This window comes from Streptomyces sp. NPDC057939 (assembly GCF_042887545.1).
GTDB lineage: Bacteria > Actinomycetota > Actinomycetes > Streptomycetales > Streptomycetaceae > Streptomyces.
The window spans coordinates 80,990-100,066 of record NZ_JBHVPG010000030.1 but is presented as its reverse complement, the minus strand read 5'-3'; the positions used below and the strand labels follow the sequence as shown (position 1 = coordinate 100,066).

General features: G+C 74.5%; 9 protein-coding genes. 4 read left to right on the top strand and 5 right to left on the bottom strand.

All coding sequences use genetic code 11. The features are described from left to right. Nucleotides 1-358 (bottom strand): helix-turn-helix domain-containing protein (locus ACFVS6_RS27855; RefSeq protein WP_389707980.1); only part of this gene is annotated, 358 nt, incomplete at its 3' end. 308 nt (nucleotides 359-666) lie between these two features. Between ACFVS6_RS27855 and ACFVS6_RS27850 the strand changes: the two genes are divergently transcribed. Further along, the gene (locus ACFVS6_RS27850) at nucleotides 667-2,121 is read left to right on the top strand and encodes a YfcC family protein (protein WP_389707998.1); all 1,455 of its coding nucleotides are present in this window, start codon (nucleotides 667-669) and stop codon (nucleotides 2,119-2,121) included. 54 nt (nucleotides 2,122-2,175) lie between these two features. Here ACFVS6_RS27850 and ACFVS6_RS27845 read toward each other — a convergent pair whose 3' ends face one another. Continuing rightward, entirely contained in the window at nucleotides 2,176-8,835 is a 6,660-nt protein-coding gene (locus ACFVS6_RS27845) for an AAA domain-containing protein (RefSeq protein WP_389707978.1), read from the bottom strand. Nucleotides 8,836-9,378: 543 nt separating this feature from the next. Here ACFVS6_RS27845 and ACFVS6_RS27840 point away from each other — a divergent pair. The 3 genes from ACFVS6_RS27840 to ACFVS6_RS27830 are packed head-to-tail and all read left to right on the top strand — an operon-like array spanning nucleotide 9,379 to nucleotide 13,522. Beyond that, nucleotides 9,379-11,571: a UvrD-helicase domain-containing protein gene (locus tag ACFVS6_RS27840; protein WP_389707977.1), complete on the top strand. Its 2,193-nt coding sequence runs from the start codon at nucleotides 9,379-9,381 to the stop codon at nucleotides 11,569-11,571. A gap of 56 nt (nucleotides 11,572-11,627) precedes the next feature. Beyond that, nucleotides 11,628-12,875 carry a sensor histidine kinase gene (locus ACFVS6_RS27835; RefSeq protein WP_389707996.1) on the top strand — a complete coding sequence of 416 codons (1,248 nt, stop codon included), beginning with the start codon at nucleotides 11,628-11,630 and terminating at the stop codon, nucleotides 12,873-12,875. Further along, nucleotides 12,863-13,522 carry a response regulator gene (locus tag ACFVS6_RS27830; protein ID WP_389707975.1) on the top strand — a complete coding sequence of 220 codons (660 nt, stop codon included), beginning with the start codon at nucleotides 12,863-12,865 and terminating at the stop codon, nucleotides 13,520-13,522. The genes ACFVS6_RS27835 and ACFVS6_RS27830 overlap by 13 nt, the downstream gene beginning before the upstream one ends. A 54-nt stretch (nucleotides 13,523-13,576) precedes the next feature. Here the strand turns inward: ACFVS6_RS27830 and ACFVS6_RS27825 are convergent, their stop codons facing one another. The 3 genes from ACFVS6_RS27825 to ACFVS6_RS27815 all read right to left on the bottom strand — a co-directional run bounded on the left by ACFVS6_RS27825 (nucleotide 13,577) and on the right by ACFVS6_RS27815 (nucleotide 18,916). Next, the gene (locus tag ACFVS6_RS27825; protein ID WP_389707974.1) at nucleotides 13,577-14,767 is read right to left on the bottom strand and encodes a glycosyltransferase 87 family protein; all 1,191 of its coding nucleotides are present in this window, start codon (nucleotides 14,765-14,767) and stop codon (nucleotides 13,577-13,579) included. A 170-nt stretch (nucleotides 14,768-14,937) separates the two neighbouring features. After that, a complete protein-coding gene (gene metG, locus ACFVS6_RS27820) occupies nucleotides 14,938-16,653 on the bottom strand; it encodes a methionine--tRNA ligase (RefSeq protein ID WP_389707994.1) in 1,716 nt (571 codons plus the stop codon). A gap of 304 nt (nucleotides 16,654-16,957) precedes the next feature. After that, a complete protein-coding gene (locus ACFVS6_RS27815; protein ID WP_389707972.1) occupies nucleotides 16,958-18,916 on the bottom strand; it encodes a hypothetical protein in 1,959 nt (652 codons plus the stop codon). Nucleotides 18,917-19,077: the final 161 nt, after the last annotated feature.

The following is a 19,077-nucleotide window of genomic DNA, read 5'->3' as shown; positions in this document are numbered from 1 at the left end:
GGGGGCGGCCCTGCTGCACGTCGGGGGGGGCGCCCCCCGCCGCGGGTTCCGCGGCGGAGGCCGCCCGGCCCGTGTTGCGCACCAGCCGGGTGAGGTGCTCCGTCTCGGCCGCGTCCAGCCGCAGGGCGGCGGCCACGGCGCCCACGACGGCCTCGGAGGCGTTCTCGGCGCGGCCCTGCTCGAACCGGGTGTAGTAGTCCACGCTGACCCCGGCGAGCTGCGCCAGCTCCTCCCGGCGCAGGCCCGGAACGCGACGGCGGCCACCGAAGGAGGCCACTCCCGTGTCCTCGGGGCGGATTCTGGCGCGGCGCGACCGCAGGAAGTCGCCTAGTTCTGCCCTGGGCCCTGTCCGGTTCATGTAGCAAATCCTATGCACGTCGAGGGACCGCGGACCCTCCGGGACCGGTCGGTCCCGGACCGGAGCGCGCCCTCCCACGACCATCCCCCTCCTGCCCTCCGCTCACCCTGCCGGCCCACCACACCACGCCGCTCCCGGCCGCCCCGCCCATGATCGGAGGAGCGGATCCGCGGCTCGGCCGGGCTCGCACGGTGGCGGAGGGACGGTGGCGGGTGGCAGCACCGGAACACGGGGCCCACGCGACGGGGGCGACCGAGCACGAGCACGAGCCGCCCGCCCCGGGCGGCCGGTTCGCCTTCCCCAGCGCACTGACCGTCCTGGCCCTGGTCACGGTGGCGGTGTGGCTGCTCGCGTTCCTCGTCCCGGCCGGTCAGTACACCCGGGGCAAGGACGGCGCCCCGGTCTCCGGCACCTACCACCGGGTCGACGACACCCGGAGCCTCACCGACCGGCTGAACGACCTCTTCCTGGCCCCCGTCAACGGCCTCTACGGCATCCAGGACGCCACCACCGGCGAGGTCGGGCCGAGCTTCACCGGCGCGCTGTACGGCAGCGCCGGCGTCTTCCTCTTCGTCCTGGCGATCGGCTCCTTCATCACCGTCGTCTTCGCCACCGGCGCCCTCGACCGCGGCATCGCCCGCCTGGCCCACCGCTTGCGCGACCGCGGCGCCCTGCTGATCGCCGCCGTGATGGTGGTGTTCTCCGTCCTCGGCACCGTCGAGGGCTTCGCAGAGGAGACCCTCGGCTTCTACGGCCTGCTGGTGCCGATGATGCTGGCCCTGGGCTACGACCGGCTCGTCGCCGTCGGCGCCGCGATCCTGGGCGCGGGCATCGGCGTGCTCTGCTCGACCGTCAACCCGTTCGCCACCGGCGTGGCCTCCTCGGCCGCCGGTATCTCCCTCGGCGACGGCATCCTGCTGCGCTCGGTGATGTGGGTGGTGCTCACCACCGTCACGGTCCTGTACGTCATCCGCTACGCGCGGCGCGTCCAGAAGGACCCCTCGAAGTCCCTGTGCGGGTTCCTGCCGGGCGACCGCATGCAGAAGGCCTCGGCCGACTCCGCCGAGGAGCCCGAGCTGTCGCGGCTGCACAAGGCGGTCCTCGTGCTGCTCGTCCTGGTCTTCGCGTTCATGATCTTCTCGGTGGTGCCGTGGTCAGGCGCGCTGACCGGCAAGGCGGACGCCCGACCGTACTCCTGGGAGCTGGACTGGTCGTTCCCGGAGCTCTCCGCGCTCTTCCTGTGCGCGGCGGTGCTCGTGGGAGTGGTGGCGCGGATGGGTGAGGCGCGGCTCAGCTCCACGATCATCCAGGGCGCGGCGGACTTCATGTCGCCGGCACTCGTCATCATGCTGGCGCGGGGCGTCACCGTCATCATGAACAACTCGAAGATCACCGACACCGTCCTGCACTCCATCGAGGGCGTGGTGAAGGGGACCTCGTCGAGCCTCTTCGCGGTGATCGTCTTCGTGGTCAACCTGCCCCTCGCCTTCCTGATCCCCTCCACCTCCGGCCACGCCACCCTCGCGATGCCGATCCTGGCCCCGCTCGCCGACTTCGCGGGCGTGTCCCGAGCGGTGGTGGTGACGGCCTGGCAGGCGGCCAGCGGCTGGATGAACCTCTGGGTGCCGACCACGGCCGTCACCATCGGCGGCGTCGCCCTCGCGAAGGTCGGATACGACAAGTACCTGCGCTTCGTCTGGCCGCTGCTGGCGATCCTCTTCGCCCTGATCTGCGGCTTCCTCGCGCTGGGCGCCGCGCTGTGAGCCGGGTCGGGCGGGCCCGTGGGCCCGCCCGCTCCCCCTCGTCGGCCCCGTCCGTCAGCCTCCGGCGCGGATCCCGGTGACGACGGCCCGCCGCGGTGTGCCGGTCGGACCGGAGTACTCGACCTCATGACCGACGGCCTGCCACATGAGGGCCCGGCCCAACGGCGAGGAGGGCGAGATGGTGGTCTCCTCCCCCGCCGCCAGCTCCGCCACCACGTAGCGGGAGCCGTCGTCCTCCCCGTCGAGTTCGAGGGTGAGCAACGCGCCCGGGACGACGAGCTGCGGCTCCCCGGCGTCGCCGTCCATCGAGACGGCGTCGAGGAACGCCTGGAGGTGGGTGACCCGGCGCTCCCGGCGGGCCCGCCGGTCGTTCTGCGTCTTGCGCAGGAAGACCAGGTTGGCGGCGTCCGCCCCGGCGGGCGACTCGTCCGGCCGCGCCAACTCGGCGCGCAGGAGCTGTAGTTCGACCAGTACGCGGCGGTAGCAGGCGGGCGCCACCGACCGCACCGGGAAGGACGAGCTCTGACGGTACGTCATCGCCCTGCCGAGCTTCGCGGGTCCTGGCACGGCGGGCGCGGGCGGCTCGGCATGCACGGCCGGTGCGGCCGGCGCGGCCGGCGCGGCCGGATCCGGCCACAGCACCTCCGCCCGCCCGGGAGCCGGCGGCTCCTCGGTCGCCGACACGACCGCCGACACGACCTGCGGCCGGTCCTCCGTCGCCGGCTCCGGCCCCACCGGCTCGGGCTCCGGTTCCGCGGACTCCGGCCCCACCGACCCGTCGACCGGCCCGGTGGTGAAGGCCGGTCCCTCACCGGACGGCGCCACGACCCCGCGCCCGGCCTGCGCCGGCTCGTCAGGTACCGGCTCGATGCCCAGCCGTACGAGGGCCTCCCTCAGCGGGGCCATCGCCTGGTCCCGGTCGAGGTGGAAGCGGCTGCCCCGGACGCGGACGAACGTCCAGCCCACCCGCTCCAGGTCCCGCTGGCGCTGGGCCACCGTCGAGGCGTTCTCGCCCTCCGCGAAGGTGTCGCCGTCGCACTCGACCGCCAGCCGCTGCGTGCCGCCCTCGACGACGAGGTCGATCGCGTGCCGACCGACCCGGTACTGGGGCCGCACCCGGTAGCCCTCGGAGACGAGCTCCCGGTACACCCGCTGGTGGAACAGGCTCTCGAAGGCCTCGTGGCGCTGGTCCGCGGTGACCTCCCCGACGAGCTCGGCCTCCGCCTCCTCGGCGGGCCGCGACAGGTGGTCCAGGTACTCGCGGCGCAGGTCGTTCTCGTGGAACGCCTCCGGCTTCGCGCTGTGGAATACCCACACCTGGTCCCTGGCCCGGGACGCGGCGACGTTGATGCGCTGCTCGTAGTTCTTGCCGCTGTACCCGCCGGGGACCCGACCGGACTCCGTCGCGGCGGAGTTGACGCAGGAGATGAACATGACATCGCGCTCGTCGCCCTGGAAGCCCTCGGCGTCGGCCACCCGGATCCGACGCGCCTCGCGTTCCTCGTAGGAAACGGAGGTGGCCAGCAGGTTCTCCAGTTCCTGCGTGTGCGCCTTGCTCGCGCGCAGGCTGATGACGCCCATCGTGCGGCCCGCGTAGGCGGGGTCCGCGCAGCATTCCACCAGCGCGTCGACCAGGGCCCGCGCCTCGGCCGTGTTGACGAGCTTGGTGTTCAGGCCGGTGGTCGCCCCCGCCTCGACGTGGATCCGGCGCATCGGGGGCAGCCGGTCCGCCCCGTACTGGCGCAGCGGCAGCAGGGCGCCGTTGTAGCAGAGCTGGTTGGAGAAGCCGATGATCTCCGGCATGCAGCGGAAGTGCTCCTTGAGCATGAGCGTGCCGCGCCCGGCGGCCAGTGCCTCCGTCAGGTCGAAGAAGCTGCTCTCGGGCCCGAAGAGACCCTTGCGGGCCGGGTCCAGGCCGGTGAGGAGCTTGTCCTGGAGCTTGAAGTACTCGTCGTGCCTCAGGCCGATGTTGGACGGGCTGACCTGCTTGCTGTCACCGACCACGACGATCCGGTCGGCGAGCCAGGTGAGCAGCATGGCTTCCAGACCGGACTGGCTCGCCTCGTCGACGATGACGACGTCGAACAGGCCCGGCCGGTCCATCGGGACCGTCTCCGCGACCTGGTGCAGCGGCATGATCCAGGCCGGTACCGCGCTCTGGGCCTCGCGCAGGGCGGTCTGCGCGTCACGACGGTAGCGGTGCTGGTACTTGCCCTTGATCCGGCGGACGGCGTTCTGGTACGCCTTCAGGGCGGTCGTCCGGTCACCGGTCAGCAGGGACAGCGACCCGTGCCAGGCCCGGGCCGCCGCCAGTTTGCTGAGCGTGATCCGGATCTCGTCGTCCGCCTCGGCCAGGCCCAGGGTCAGGGTGCGCTCGGCCGCGGGGTCCGTCAGCCGTTCCATCCGCTCGCGCCACGCGGACCAGGCCCAGGCATCGGGCAGGTCGGCCAGTCGGGGCTCCCAGCCGGCGTCCTCGGCGCTCGCCACGATCCGCTCCGCGAGCGCGGGGAAGGCCGCGTCGACCCGGGACCTCGCCGCGACCTGGGCGGAACGCAGGCCGGCCGCTTCCCGTACGTCCGCGAGTTGTTCGCAGGCGGCCCGGTACGCCGCGCGGTCGCGGACGCGGACCGCCTCACGGGCGGCGACGAGCGCGGGAGCGGCCGCCGGCCGGTCCGTCCACCGGCGCAGCAGCTCGGCGGCGGTGGTGAGCAGGCGTCGCGGGCGTTCGGCGGCCCGGAGGGTCTCGCCCACCCGCAGCAGGTTGCGCACGGCGGATTCCGTGGCCGGCTCGTGCCAGGCGGCGTGGGCCAGTTCGGGTACGACGGCCGCGGCGGCGAGCACGTCGGCCCGTGCGGACACCACCCGCATCAGTGCGCCGAGGAACTCGATCTCCTGGCGCAGCGCGGCCAACCGGGGGGCCTGCCCGGTCCAGGGCGCCCGGGGCCCCGACCAGTCCCCCTCGAAACGGGCCAGGCGCAGCTCCAGCCGTACCCGGGCCAGGACCAGTGCCGCGCCGTCCACGGTGTCCGGGGCGCGCCCGTCCACCTGGACCTGCTCGACGAACGGGCCGACCGCCTTCGCCAGTTTGGTGCGGATCCCCAGGGGCCCGCGGAGCTTCTGGCCCTGCCCGAGGGCGTCGTGGAGGGTGGTGGCGAGGCTCAGCGCGTCGGCGGGCGCGAAGCCCTCGATCCCGGACACCAGCGCGCTCCCGAGGACGCCGAGGGCCTCCTCGGCCGCCGTCAGGGCCTCGGTGGCGGCGGCGTGCCGGGAGCGCACCTCGTGGTCCCGGCCGCCGAGCACGTCGGCCAGGGCGGCACGTCCCGGGTCGCCGAGGGCGCCGGACTTGGCGACGGCCTCGCCCCGGGCGGCCGCGAAGGCCCCGAGCGCGTCGCCGAGGCGCTGCTGTTCCGCGGCGGTGAGGCCGTTGACGAGGCCGTCGTACGCGGCGGCCACCGGTTCGCCGCGCACCGCCGCGTACGCCTCCTCGGCCACGCGCACGCCCTCGACGGCTTCGTCGAAGTCGCCCGGTGAGGGGAGTTCCTCCGGCCCGGGAACCTCGGCCGCGAGGGCCTGCTGCGCGGGGGTGTAGGCCCGGGTCGCACGGAGCAGGGTGAGGACCCCGGCGGCCGTGACCTCGGGCCGGTTCGCGGGGACCGGGCCGATCCACTCGTAGCGGGGAGCCTCCGCGGCCAGCCGTTCGGCGATCTGCTGGAGGCTGCCCGTGTAGTCGCCGATCTCCGGCGGGAACTGCCGGGTTTCCTGGTCGCGCAGGACGCCCAGGTCCTCGATCAGGGCCGTCTGTCGACGCCGGGCCTTCGCCAGCCGGGCCGCGAGCCGGTCGATCTCGTCCTGGGCCGCCCTCGGGTCGTAGCCCGCGAAGCGGTGCAGGATCGTCTGGACGGAGGCCTCCAGCTCCCGCTGGGCACTGGTGCCGTCCTCGGTGCGGCTGACGCACAGGTCCCTGACGGATTCGGGGAGCTTGTCGCGGACCACGCGCAGGGCCCTGGGGGTGTGGCTGGTGATGAGGACGCGCTTGCCCTGCGCCAGCAGGTCGGTGACGAGGTTGGCGATGGTGTGCGTCTTGCCGGTGCCCGGCGGCCCCTGGACGACGACGAGACGGTTGCCGCGCAGCCGCTCCGCGATGGTGCGCTGCTCCTCGTTGGCGGGGAGCGCGAAGTACAGCTCGTGCGGGGTGCCGTCGGCGGCGGGTTCGTCGCCGGCGGTACGGGCGCCGTCGCCACCGGCCACGTAGCGCAGCAGTTCGGTGGGGCGCGCACCGGCGTCCACCTGGCGGGCGATCGTGTTCAGCGCCTCCAACGTGGAGCGGCGGGTCCGTTCGCGCAGGACGAGGGCCGGGGTGAACCCGACGACCGGGACGGCGAGGGTGTGCGGGGTGACCCGCTCGTCCCCGGGCAGGTAACTACCGGCGCTGTGGGCAGCGTTGACCCAACTGCGCAGGGCGGTTTCCAACTCGTCCAGTTGCTCGGGTTCGGTGGCGTCCGCGGCGCGTTCGAGGGCTTCCCGGATCTCCTCCCGGACCAGGCCCTGGACGTGCTGCTCGGCGTCCAGCATGCCCTCCTCCAGCTGGAAGCCGGGTGCGCCGGTGTCGGGCGCGGCCGAGAGGGTGCCGGTACCGGAGTCCATGCGCAGGACGGCGCGGTGGGTGAGCAGGTGCCGCTCCACGCGCCGGCCTTCCGGGGACTGCCAGGTCAGGCGCCCGAAGCCGATGACGAGTTCGTAGGATTCGCCGAGGTTCGCGGCGTCCTCGTGCATCTTGTGGAGGCGGTCGTAGAGCCTGACGCCGGGCTCGGCCTCGCGGCGGCGATCGGCCCATTGCCGCCAGGCGGCCTCCCACGTCCCGTACTGCTTCTCGATCTTGTCCCGGTCCGGGTGCGAGTCGAGTTCGAGGTACGCCTTCCGGAGCTGGATGCCGCCGGCGGCACGCTGGGCCGCGGGCTCGACGCGGCGACGCAGGTGCGGGGGGTGTTCGGCCGTGAAGTCCCGGATCCGGTCTGCCGGAACCCAGGGTTCGAGCAGCTTGGACGGCAGGGGCGGCTCGGCGCGCTGGGGCCGCCGTACGGTGAGCCAGGCGGCCTCGTCCGCGGCCACGGGGCCCTCCAGGACGGAGGCGATGCCAGGGCCGTCGGGCAGGTCGGCGAACCACACCGTCCCCTGGGCCCCGTCGAGGGTGCGCACAGCCCGGGTGCGGGACTCCTCGGCCGCGGCGAGGAAGCGGAAGATCTGGCGGACCTTGTCCTGGTCGGACGCCGTGGCCGGCGCGGTCCCGGCCGGCACGCCGCGCACGGGCGTCGGTGCGGCGGTCGCTTCCGCGAGGGGCGCGGGGGTGACTGCGGGGGCGGGCGCGGGGACCTCGGGCGCGGGGACGGTGACCGGGACCCTGACGGGCTCGGGGCTCGACGCCGGCGCGGGGGCGGGCGCGGGCTCGGGAACCGGCGCGGGCGCCGGGACCGGCCCGTAGGCCGGAGCGGATCCGTAACCCGAGAACGGAGCCGGGGCCGAAGCATGAGCCGGGGCCGGCGGCGCGGCGGGGTCGTTGACGGGGGTCTCGGCCGGGGCAGGAACCGGAGCCGGGGGCGAGCCGTAGGCCTCGGCCGGAGCAGGAACCGGGGCCGGCGCCGGGGCTGCGGGCGCGGGCGCGGGCGCGGCGGGATCGTCAGCCAGGGCCGGAGCCGGGGCCGCGGGGTCATGGGCGGGAGCCGGGGGCGAGCCGTAGGCCGGGGCCGGGCCCGAAGCCAGGGGCGAGCCGTAGGCCGTTACCGCCGCGCGGTCATGTGCGGGGGTCTCGGCCGGAGCAGGAACCGGCGCCGGGGCCGGGGCTGCGGGCGCGGGCGCGGGCGCGGCGGGATCGTCAGCCAGGGCCGGAGCCGGAGCCGAGGGGTCATGGGCGGGAGCCGGGGGTGAGCCGTAGGCCGGGGCCGTGGCGGGGTCGTAGGCGGGGGCCGGGGCGGCTTCGTACGTGGGAGCAGGTCCGAAGCCCGGTACCGGTCCCGTGCCGTGGGAAGGTGCGGACCCGTTCCCGGGGGCCGGTGCCGGTGTCCATTCCGGGGGCGCCGAAGCGGCCGGCGGCGATGCCGGCGGCTCCTGTCGGGGCGCGGGCACCCAGGGGCCCGCAGCGGTGGCCGCGACCACCGGGGGTGCGCCGGTCGGAGTGGGCGCGGGATCACCGACCGGGACCACGTCGGGTTCCGCGGGCCCGGCCGACGTCTGCGTCGCCGCCCGCAACGGCGCCTGCGACTGCGACTGCGTCACGGGATCCGTCGTGAAGGTGATGCTCTCCCGTTCGAGCCGGGACGGGAAGCACACCTCGATGTCGAGCAGGCCCGCCGTCCCCGGGGGGACGCTGTAGGCCCACGTGGCGGACACCGTGCGGCCCGGCCGCAGCGTGCCCGCCAGGTTCTCGTCGAGCACGGCGGAGTCGTCGTCCAGGATCCTGCGCGCGGCCTTGCCGTTGGCGCCGCAGCGGATCACGAGTTCGATGCCGGAGAGGTCGAACGCGGCCGGGGTGCCGTTCGTCAGCGACACGGTGCAGGCGACGACGTCGTCGTCGGCCCGGAGTCCGTACACCGATTCCGGGTCCGCCGGCCGGTAGGGGACGACGTCCCCGACCCGGACGCTCAGTCCGTCACCGTACTCGTGGGCCGAATCGACCGGTCGGATACCGTCGTCGATCGACTCGACGTCCCAGGAACTCACACGTCACCCCATGGAAGCTGCTCGCCGCTGCGTGGCAGGCCGGAGGTCTCCACGCCGCTGCCCGGCGAGCCGGCACCCCGACCCCCACGACCCCACTCAGCAGCGTGTGATCCAGCACACGAGGGCGACCCTAGCAGCGCCTACAACCGACATTTCGCCATACCCCCCTACCCGTCGGTCACCTACGGACAGCCGTTGACGGGCCCTCCCGGGCCGGTTCTTGAGGCGTGCCGACCAGCCCGGACCGGGCCGTCCGCCCACCTCCGGCCGCTAGCGCCGCCGCTGGGAACGGAGTTGCCCGCCGACGGCGCGAGCGCCGCCGATCGACGCCGCGCAGCGCCCGTACGCATGCCCATGCCCATGCCCACGCCCACGCCCGACCGCCCCGCCGCCGCCTGACCGAAAATCAACCACCGTCCCCACCAGGCAGCTTCGACCGGCGAGCCGCGCGCCCCCGACGGCCCCCGGTTCGGCGTGCCGCCCCGCCGCCGCGTACGTAGGCTTGCTCCAGCCCGCTCCACATCGCCCGCACAGAGGAGTCCCATGCCCCGGCTCGCCATCTCGGAGGAGTTCTTCGACGAGTACGACGGTCTGGAGAAGCACGTCCGCTCCGCGGTCCGCGACGCCGTCCGCATGTTCCAGCAACTCACGGTCGCGCAGCTGCACGCGGGCAAGGGGCTGCACCTGGAACAGCTGCGACATCCCCGGGACCCGCGGATCAGGACGATCCGGATCACCCAGGCGTACCGGGGCGTGGTGTTGGCCCCTGACGACGGCAGCGACACCTTCCTGCTGGTGCGGGTGGCCCACCACGACGACGCGATCGCCTGGGCGCGCAAGCGGGCTTACTCGGTGAACTCGGCCACCGGCGGGCTGGAAGTGCGCAACGTGGCGGCGCTGGAGGACATGCGGCCGTTCTTCGAGCACAAGGCGGAGACGGCGCCGGCCCGGCTGTTCGCCGCCCATTCGGACACCGTGCTGCGGGACCTCGGCATCGACGAACAGACCCTGCGCCTGGCCCGGTTGTGCGTGGACCGCGACGACCTGCGGCTGGTGGCGCCTCCCCTGATGCCCGCGGACCAGCACGAGGTGCTGGACCACCTCGCCGAGGGGTTCAGCCCCGAGGACGTGTGGGAGCAGCTCATCGCGGCCCGCCGGCCGCCCGCGACCGGCTCCGGGGCGTGGCAACCCGCCGACCTCGCCGAGGCGATCCGCAGCACACCGCACCGCATCGTCGACGTCTCCGGGCCCGACGAACTGGACCGCGTGCTCGCCGACGACTTCGCCCGCTGGCGGGTGTTCCTGCACCCGGCGCAGCGACGCATGGCCTACGTGCCGAGCTATTCCGGGCCGGCGCAGGTCACCGGTGGTCCCGGCACGGGGAAGACGGTCGCCGCCCTGCACCGGGTACGGCACCTGCTGCGCGGCGGTGGCCGGGAGGACGTCGGCCGGATCCTGCTGACCACGTACACCAACGCCATGGCGGAGACGCTGCGGCAGAACCTCGCGCTGCTCCTCGGGGAGGCCGACGCCCCCCTGCTGGCCCGTGTCGACGTGACGACGGTGGACTCGCTGGCCTCCCGCGTCATCCGCGAGGCACGGGGCCGCGTCCCCAAGCCCCTGGGGACCGCCGCGGAACGCAGTGTGTGGGCCGGCATCCGCAAGCGCCAGGAGCTGCCCTGGTCGGAGCAGTTCCTCTCGCAGGAGCTGCGGCACGTCGTCATCGCGCAGGACGTCCGCACGGCGCAGGAGTACCAGCGGGTGCCGCGCAAGGGGCGAGGGACGCCCGTCGGCCCCGTGCAGCGCGAACAACTGTGGTGGGCCATGCAGGAGTTCGCGGCGGTCGTGTCCTCCCGGGACACCGCGACGTACACGCAACTGTGCTCCATGGCCGCGGACCTGATGGCCGCCTCGGCCCCCCGGTACGCGCACGTCGTCGTCGACGAGGCGCAGGACCTCCATCCGGCCCAGTGGCGGGTGCTGCGGGCGAGCGTCGCGGCCGGCCCGGACGACCTGTTCATCGTCGGGGACCCGCACCAACGCATCTACGACTCCCGTGTCTCGCTGCGGTCCCTGGGGGTGCACGTCACCGGTCGTTCCACCCGACTGCGGCTCAACTACCGCAGCACGGAGGAGATCCTGGTGTGGTCCTCGTCGTTGCTGCACGGCCGGCACATCGGGCGGCTCGGCGAGGACGACGAATCGGGCGCGGCGGACAGCCTCGCCGGGTACCGTTCCGAACTCCGCGGCAGGGCGCCGTCGGCGCGCGGCTGGCGGAGCCAGGAGGAGGAGCTGACCGCCCTGGTGGAGCAGGTCCGCTCCTGGATCGAGGCGGACGACGTGGCTCCGTCCGACATCGCGGTGTGCGCCCGCTTCAACACCCTGGTCGACGCGGTGATCGGGCGGCTGCGGCGCGACGGGATCGCGGCGGTCGCCGTGAAGGACGCCACCGGACCGTCGGTGAGCGGGGTGCGGGTGGCGACGATGCACGCCATGAAGGGGCTCGAATTCCGTTGCGTGGCCGTCGTGGGCGTCGCGGAGGGGGTGGTGCCGTTCCCGCCCCAGGTCACGCCCGCCCAGGTGGACCCGTTGCAGCACCAGAGCGACCTGACCGCCGAGCACTGCCTGCTGTTCGTCGCCTGCACGAGGGCCCGTGACGCGCTGGCCGTCTCCTGGCACGGGACACCGTCCCCCCTGCTGGCCGCGGCGGTTCCCGACGCGGCCGTCCGCGCGTAGTGGGGTCCGTGGAGGAGGACTCCCTCGGTGACCCGCCCGTCGCCGTGTGGGGTGCGATGCGGCGCCCTCTCGCGTTCCTCGGGTCGTGGTGGCCGTGGCGCTGCTGGGCGTACCTCGGGAGCGGGGCCGTGCTCGGCTACGTGGTGCTGTTGGTGCTGGCGGCGCTCGTGGGGCTCGGGGTGTTGTTGTCCGTGGTCGGGATCGGGCTGGTGCTGCTGGTGGCGGCCGTGGCGGGCGGGGTCCCGCTCGGGGAGTTGGAGCGCCGGCGCCTGCGCTGGGTCGATCCGGCCCCGGTCGCGGATCCGCACACCTCCCTGGGCGGGGCCGGCGCGCCCGCCTGGCTGCGGACGCGGCTGCGGGAGCGCGCCACCTGGCGGGAGTTGGGGTATGCCGCGCTCCTGGGGCCCCTGTTCGGTGCGGCCGGCTTCGGGGTCATCACGCTGCTCGCGGGCTCGGCGATCCTGGTCGCCACGCCGGTCATCGTGTGGGCCATCGCCCCGGACTCGGTGATGCTGGTACCCGGCCGCGCGGTGGCGGGTCCCGTCGAGGGTCTGGCCGGTACCGCGGTGGGTCTGGTGGGGCTCGTGGTCGCCGCGTACGCGGGCGCGCTGCTCGCCGGGGCGCAGGTGAGGGTCGCCCGGTCGCTGTTGGGACCGCGCGGGGAGGACGGCAGGGTGCTGGAGCTGACGCGCTCCCGGGTCCGCCTCGTCGACGCCTTCGAGGCGGAACGGCGGCGGATCGAACGGGACCTGCACGACGGGGCGCAGCAGCAACTGGTCGCGCTGAGCATGACGCTGGGGCTGGCCGAGATGGAACTGCGCGGGGTGCCCGGAACGGCCTCGGCGGCGGCGCTCGTGAGCCGTGGGCGCGGCGAGGCGAAGCTCGCCCTGGAGCAACTGCGGGATCTGGTGCGGGGGATCCACCCGCAAGTGCTGACCGACCACGGCCTGGCGGCGGCCGTGGCCGAGGTGGCCCTGCGCCATCCGGTGCCGGTGACGGTCGACCTGCCGGTGCCCCGGCTGCCCGAACCGGTGGAGACCACCGCCTACTTCACCGTCACCGAGGCGCTCGCCAATGCCGCGAAGCACAGTGGTGCCTCGCACGTCGGTGTCGCCGGTAGGGTCGAGGACGGCCGGCTCACCCTCACCATCACGGACGACGGCCGCGGCGGGGCGGATCCCGGCGCGGGGGCGGGCCTGGCGGGTCTCGCGGACAGGGTGGCGATGTTGCAGGGCAGGCTGATGGTGTCCAGTCCGGAGGGCGGGCCGACGGAGCTCCGGGTGGAGGTGCCGTGCTCCGCGTGATACTCGCCGAGGACTCGGTGCTGCTGCGGGCCGGGTTGTCGGAGCTCCTCACGCTGGGCGGCCACCGGGTCCTGGCGGCCGTCGGCGACGCCCCCGAGCTGCTGCGGGCCGTGGCTGCCGAGCGGCCGGACGTGGTCGTCACCGACGTACGGATGCCGCCCGGCCTGCGCGACGAGGGACTGCGGGCGGCGCTGGAACTGCGTTCCCGGGACGCCTCGTTGCCGGTGCTGGTCCTGTCCCAGTACGTGGCGACGGCGTACGCGACCCAGCTGTTCTCAGCCGGTCCGGCCGCCGGGCTGGGATACCTGCTCAAGGACCGGGTCGGCGAGGTGACCGAGTTCCTCGACGCCCTGCGACGGGTCCACGCCGGGCAGACGGTCATCGACCCGGAGGTGGTCCGGGTGCTCCTCGCCCCCGCGCCGTGGGACCAACCACTCGGCCGTCTCACCCCGCGCGAACGGGAGGTGCTGGCGCTGATCGCCGAGGGGCTCAACAACCAGACGGTCGCGGAGCGCCTCTTCATCACGGAGGCGTCGGTGGTCAAGCACGCCGGGAGCATCTTCTCGAAGCTGGAGCTGGACCCCACCGAGGGCAACCGTCGTGTCCTGGCGGTCCTCGCCCACCTCCGCGACTCCGCCGGGGCCTGAGCCCGTTCCTCCGGAGGCGGCCGGCCGGTGCGCCGATCGGGACGGCGCGGGCCCTCACCGCACTTCGGCGGGCTCCACACGCGTTCGGGAGCGGGCCACCACGCGGGACGCGCCCGCCGGGACCGCCGAGCGGGCCCAGGCCACCAGCAGGACGGGCAGCGCCAGATAGCCGAAGCGGCCCGCCGGGGCCAACAGGAAGGCCAGGGTGAGGCCGAGGGCGAGCCGGTGGGCGGCGGCCACGACCGTACGCGGCGGGCGCACCACCAGCGAGACGGCGACGGCCAGTCCCCCGAGCGCCAACAGGCCCACCGTCAGGTACCAGCCCCAGGGCCCGGCACCGGCCAGCAGGTGCCCGGGCAGCGGGCTGCTCGCCGGGGTGGGTACGTCGGCGCGGCCCGTGGGGAAGGCGAACACCTGCCGCCACAGCTCCGCCGGCTGGAGCAGCAGCCCCGGCAGCACCAGGGCGGTCGTCCCGACGGCGGCGACGGCCGCGCAGCGCACGGCGGCCCGCGCACCCCGGAGGGAGCCGAGCAGCGCGACGGCCACCGCGACCGCGGGCAGCGCGGTCCACTTGAGGGCGCACGCCGCGGCGAGCGCCAGCCCGCAGGCCCCGGGCCGCCCGGATCCGGCCGCGGCGAGCGCCAGGCAGCACAGGCCGGCCAGCGGCAGGTCGACCCCGCTCACCACCATCGGCAGCGCCACCACCGGGGAGGCCACCAGCACCGGCAGCAGGGGCGAGCGGGTTCCGCCGAGGAGTCCGCGGCAGGCCCACAGCGCACCGAACAGTACGGCCGCGCACCAGATCCGGGCGTCGCCCAGCGGTCGCACCGCCCAGCTCCCGCCGGCGCCGAAGGCACCGTCGAGCAGGGCGCGGGGGACGCCGAGGAGCGCCATGCCGGGGAGGTAGGGGGTGTACTCCTCGACTCCGGCGGGCCGGTCGACGTAGACGTGTCCGGTCCGCAGCAGGAGCCGCCCGGCCCGTTCGATCACGCCGACCTCGGATTGTCCCTGGCCCGTCAGCACCAGGTACACCAGCGGTACGGCGACCGCCCCGAGCAGGGCCGCGCCGAGCGCCGCACGGCGCCGGCCGAGGACCGTGGCCCCGGCGGCCACGAGGTACCCCGCGCCGGCGCACCAGCCCCACAGCCGGTGCGGCCCGAGCGAGGAGAACAGCGGGAACGAGAACGCCCAGACGGCTGCGAGCAGCCAGCCGGCGGTCCACCGGGCGGTACGGGAAGGGATCATGGGTCCATTCCAGCCGCGCGACCCCCTTGGGGTCTGCACGCCCAAGTGGCCTCTTCGTGGTGGGGTTTCCCCTACCTCCCGCCGCCGCCCGGACGCGCCGGAGGAGCGCGTCCCGTGTCGGGACGCGCCCCTCCGGGCGGTCGTGCGCGGGGCCCTCGGGCCCCGGTGCCTCAGGCCTCCGGGAAGCCGCCGAAGCGCTCGCGGTAGGACTCCAGGTCCTCCTCGGTGATCTTCGCGAAGAGCACCGGCGGCACGGTGAACGGGGTTCCGGCCGGTACCGCGTCCAGCGCCTTCGCCTGCTCCGGCGTCACCCACGTCGCGGTGTCGTCGGCGAGGGAGAACGCGGAGCGCATGGCGTGCGCCGAGGCGGGGATGAAGGGCTCGGAGACGACCGAGTAGAGGTGGATGAGGTTCATCGCGGTGCGCAGGGTGAGCGCCGCGCCCTCCGGGTCGGTCTTGATCTCCAGCCAGGGGGCCTTCTCCTCCAGGTAGGAGTTGCCGGCCGACCACAGGGCGCGCAGCGCGGCGGCGGCCTTGCGGTACTGGAGGGTTTCCATGTGGCCCTCGTACTCGGCCAGCAGTTCGGCGATCTGTCCGCCGAGCTTCGCCTCGGCCTCTCCGGCCTGGTTGCCCGCGGGGACGTCGTCCCCGAAGCGCTTGCGGGAGAAGGACAGGACGCGGTTGACGAAGTTGCCGAGGGTGTCGGCGAGGTCCTTGTTGACCGTGGCGGCGAAGTGCTCCCACGTGAAGGACGAGTCGTCGGACTCGGGGGCGTTGGCGATGAGGAAGTAGCGCCAGTAGTCGGCCGGGAGGATGGCGAGGGCCTGGTCGGTGAAGACGCCGCGCTTCTGCGAGGTGGAGAACTTGCCGCCGTAGTACGTCAGCCAGTTGAAGGCCTTGACGTAGTCGACCTTCTTCCACGGCTCGCGGGTGCCCAGCTCGGTGGCCGGGAACATCACCGTGTGGAACGGGACGTTGTCCTTGGCCATGAACTGGGTGTAGCGCACGTCCTCGGCCTCGTACCACCAGGACTTGTAGTCGCGCTCGGCCGGGTCGGCGTCCGCCCACTCCTTGGTGGAGGCGATGTACTCGATCGGGGCGTCGAACCAGACGTAGAAGACCTTGCCGTCGGCGGCCAGTTCGGGCCACGTGTCGGCCGGGACGGGAACGCCCCAGTCGAGGTCACGGGTGATCGCGCGGTCGTGCAGGCCCTCGGTCAGCCACTTGCGGGCGATGGAGGACGCCAGCTGCGGCCACTCCTCCTCGTGCTCGGCGACCCAGGCCTCCACCTCGACCTGGAGCTTCGACTGCAGGAGGAAGAGGTGCTTGGTCTCGCGGACCTCCAGGTCGGTGGAGCCGGAGATGGCCGAGCGGGGCTCGATCAGGTCCGTGGGGTCCAGGACGCGGGTGCAGTTCTCGCACTGGTCGCCGCGGGCCTTGTCGTAGCCGCAGTGCGGGCAGGTGCCCTCGACGTAGCGGTCCGGCAGGAAGCGCTCGTCGGCGGGCGAGTAGACCTGCCGGATCGCCCGCTCCTCGATGAAGCCGTTCTCCTGGAGCTTGCGCGCGAAGTGCTGCGTGATCTCCGCGTTCTGCCGGGAGGAGCTGCGGCCGAAGTAGTCGAAGGACAGCGCGAAGCCGTCGTAGACCGCCTTCTGGGCGTCGTGGGCCTGCGCGCAGAAGTCGGCGACGGAGATGCCGGCTTCCTTCGCGGCGAGTTCGGCGGGGGTGCCGTGCTCGTCGGTGGCGCAGATGTACAGGACGTCGTGGCCGCGCTGGCGGAGGTACCGGGAGTACACATCCGCCGGAAGCATCGACCCGACCATGTTGCCCAGGTGCTTGATCCCGTTGATGTACGGAAGCGCGCTGGTGATCAGGTGTCGAGCCATCCTCGGATGCTCCATTTCGTTCATGCGGTGACGATGTGCCGGTGACGGATTGTGATGGGGTTCATCGTATCGAACCGCCGAAAGGGCACGCGCCGCATTTTGTCGGGGTGGACGTAACGCAAAAGCGAGGGTCGTGACCTCTCCGTCACGGCCCTCGCGATGGGCCCATGCTACAGGCGGTGGACCAGGCCACCGACCGTCGTCCGGGAGCCGGACGGCCGCGACCGGGGCGCCGGCGGACACCCCCGGCCGGACGCCCCGGTCGGGCCCCCGCCGGCATCCGGTCGTACCCGGCGTCTGTGCCTCAGTCGCGGCCGCCCCCGGCGCCGTCGAGTGCGGTAATCCGGCCGCCGCTCAGGAGCCGGGCCGTCAGGGAGACGGGGGCGCCCTCCGCCGCGGCCGGGGCGGTCAGGGTGCGGCCGTTCGCCTCCGCGCGGACCGCGCCGGACGCGGTGATGCCGGCGACCTCCCGGCTCCCGGCGGCGATGAGGTACCAGCGGCCCGCCGGGGAGCGCCAGCGGGTGCCCGCGAGGAGGTGTTGGCCGAAGCGTCCGCAGGCGGCGGTGGACCGGGCGCGCGTGACGTCCTGCGGCGGCCCGGCGGGCAGCCGCAGCTGGACGAGGACGTCGCCCGGTCCGGCCCATCCGGAGGCGCGGGTGCAGGTCCACACCGCCCGGCCGGCGCCGTCGGGGAGTTCCGAGGCGGCGAAGTCCCAGACGTTGACGGCCCGTACGCCGCCGCCGCGCAGTTCCCGCAGCCGACAGGCCACGGGCGCCCAGGCGGCTCGGGCGGCGGCGCCGGTCGCCTCGCGGGGCTGGCGGGCGGCGACGGCGCCGGGGCCGTCGGGGAGCGGGGTGTAGGTGAGGTGGACGGGTGTCGGCGTGCCCAGGTCGGCGAGGACGAAGGAGTGCTTCTCCACGATCCGGGCGGAGGAGGTCAGTTCGAGCGCGGGCCAGGCGTCACAGCTCCCGACGGTACGGGGCACCGCGGCCGGGGCCGTGACCCCGTCGGCGCCGACGGCCAGCGCGGTGGTGCCGTCCCCGGGGCGGAGCAGGTCGCGGGTGCCGGCCGTGGCGATCCAGGGGGCGAGCAGGTAGCGCGCGGGCTGCCCGTCGGTGGTCGGCCCGAGGGCGAGGGCGGCGGCGGTGGTGACCCCGGCCTCGTCGGTGCGGGCGAAGTCCAGGGTCCGACCGCGGGGGCCGGCCGCGGCCTCGGTGTAGCGGACGACGCGGTCGCCGTCGAGGAGCAGCACCACCGTCCGGCCCGGCCCGGCCCCGGCGTCCGGCACGTTCCCGGCGTACAGCAGTTGGGGGTGGTGCGCCGGCGGGTCGGTGACGGTGCCCGGGGCGGCGGAGACGGTGACGCCGCCGGGCCGGGCCGCCCAGGCGCCGAGGGCCCGGGCGAGGAGGGACCGGTCGGCGGTGCGCGCGCCGCGGGCGGGCCAGGCGGTGAAGTCGACGCGGGCGGTGTCGGCCCAGGCCTCGGCGGGGACCCGGACCAGTCGGGCGGGGTCGAGCACCCCGGCGGCGACCGGTCCCGCGGCGGGTGCGGTCGGGGTTCCGGCCGGGCTCCCGTCGGCGACGAGGACCCCGCCGGTAAGGGCCAGTGCCGCCACCGCGGCCCACCCGGCGCGCACCCTGCGGCGGCGGCGCAGCAGGTCGGTGGGTCGGGTGCTGACCACGCCGGCGTCGAACTCCGGTGTGGTCAGCGTCCGCAGGAGCGTCTCGTCGACGGGCACGGCCAGGGCTTCGCGGAGCCCGTCGGCCGCGTCGCCGGCGCCGGCCGCGCCGAGCAGCCGGACGACGGCCTCCTCGGGCAGGCCGTCCAGGCGGTGCAGGACGAACGCGGCCCGGACGGGCGCGGGCGCGCCACCGAGCAGGCGGGCCACCTCGTCGATCCCGCCGGCCGGGGGCCAGAGCCGCAGCCCCCAGACGAAGGGGGGCGCCGGCGGCCAACCGACCCGGACGAGGAGTGCGCGTGCCCGCCCGGCGGGGGCGAGGGCGGCGCGCAGCACCCGGACCCGTACGCCGCCCAGGGGGCCGCCCGGGCTGTCGGGGCCGCCGGGTCCGCCCGGGTCGGGGCCACCGCCGGCTCGGGGCAGGGCCCGTTGCACGACCCGGTGCGCCAGGAGCACCCGGGCGTGTCGCCCCAGGGAGTCGGGGAGGGTGACGTACGCGAGGCGGACCAGATGGGGGTAGTGCTCGACGAGCACCGCCTCGGCCTGTTCGACGGCGGTGGAGCCGGATCGCTGTGAGGTGGCCACGCTCAGACAAACGAGTGAATCATGGGATGGTCACACGCTGTGGGTGTGCCGTTGGAGGACCCCCGGAGTCGGGATCGCATCCGGCATATGCGTATGCGCTGGTCAGGCCGCCACGCGGTCAAGGTCGATCAAGAATCGATCATCACCGAACGTAATATTTC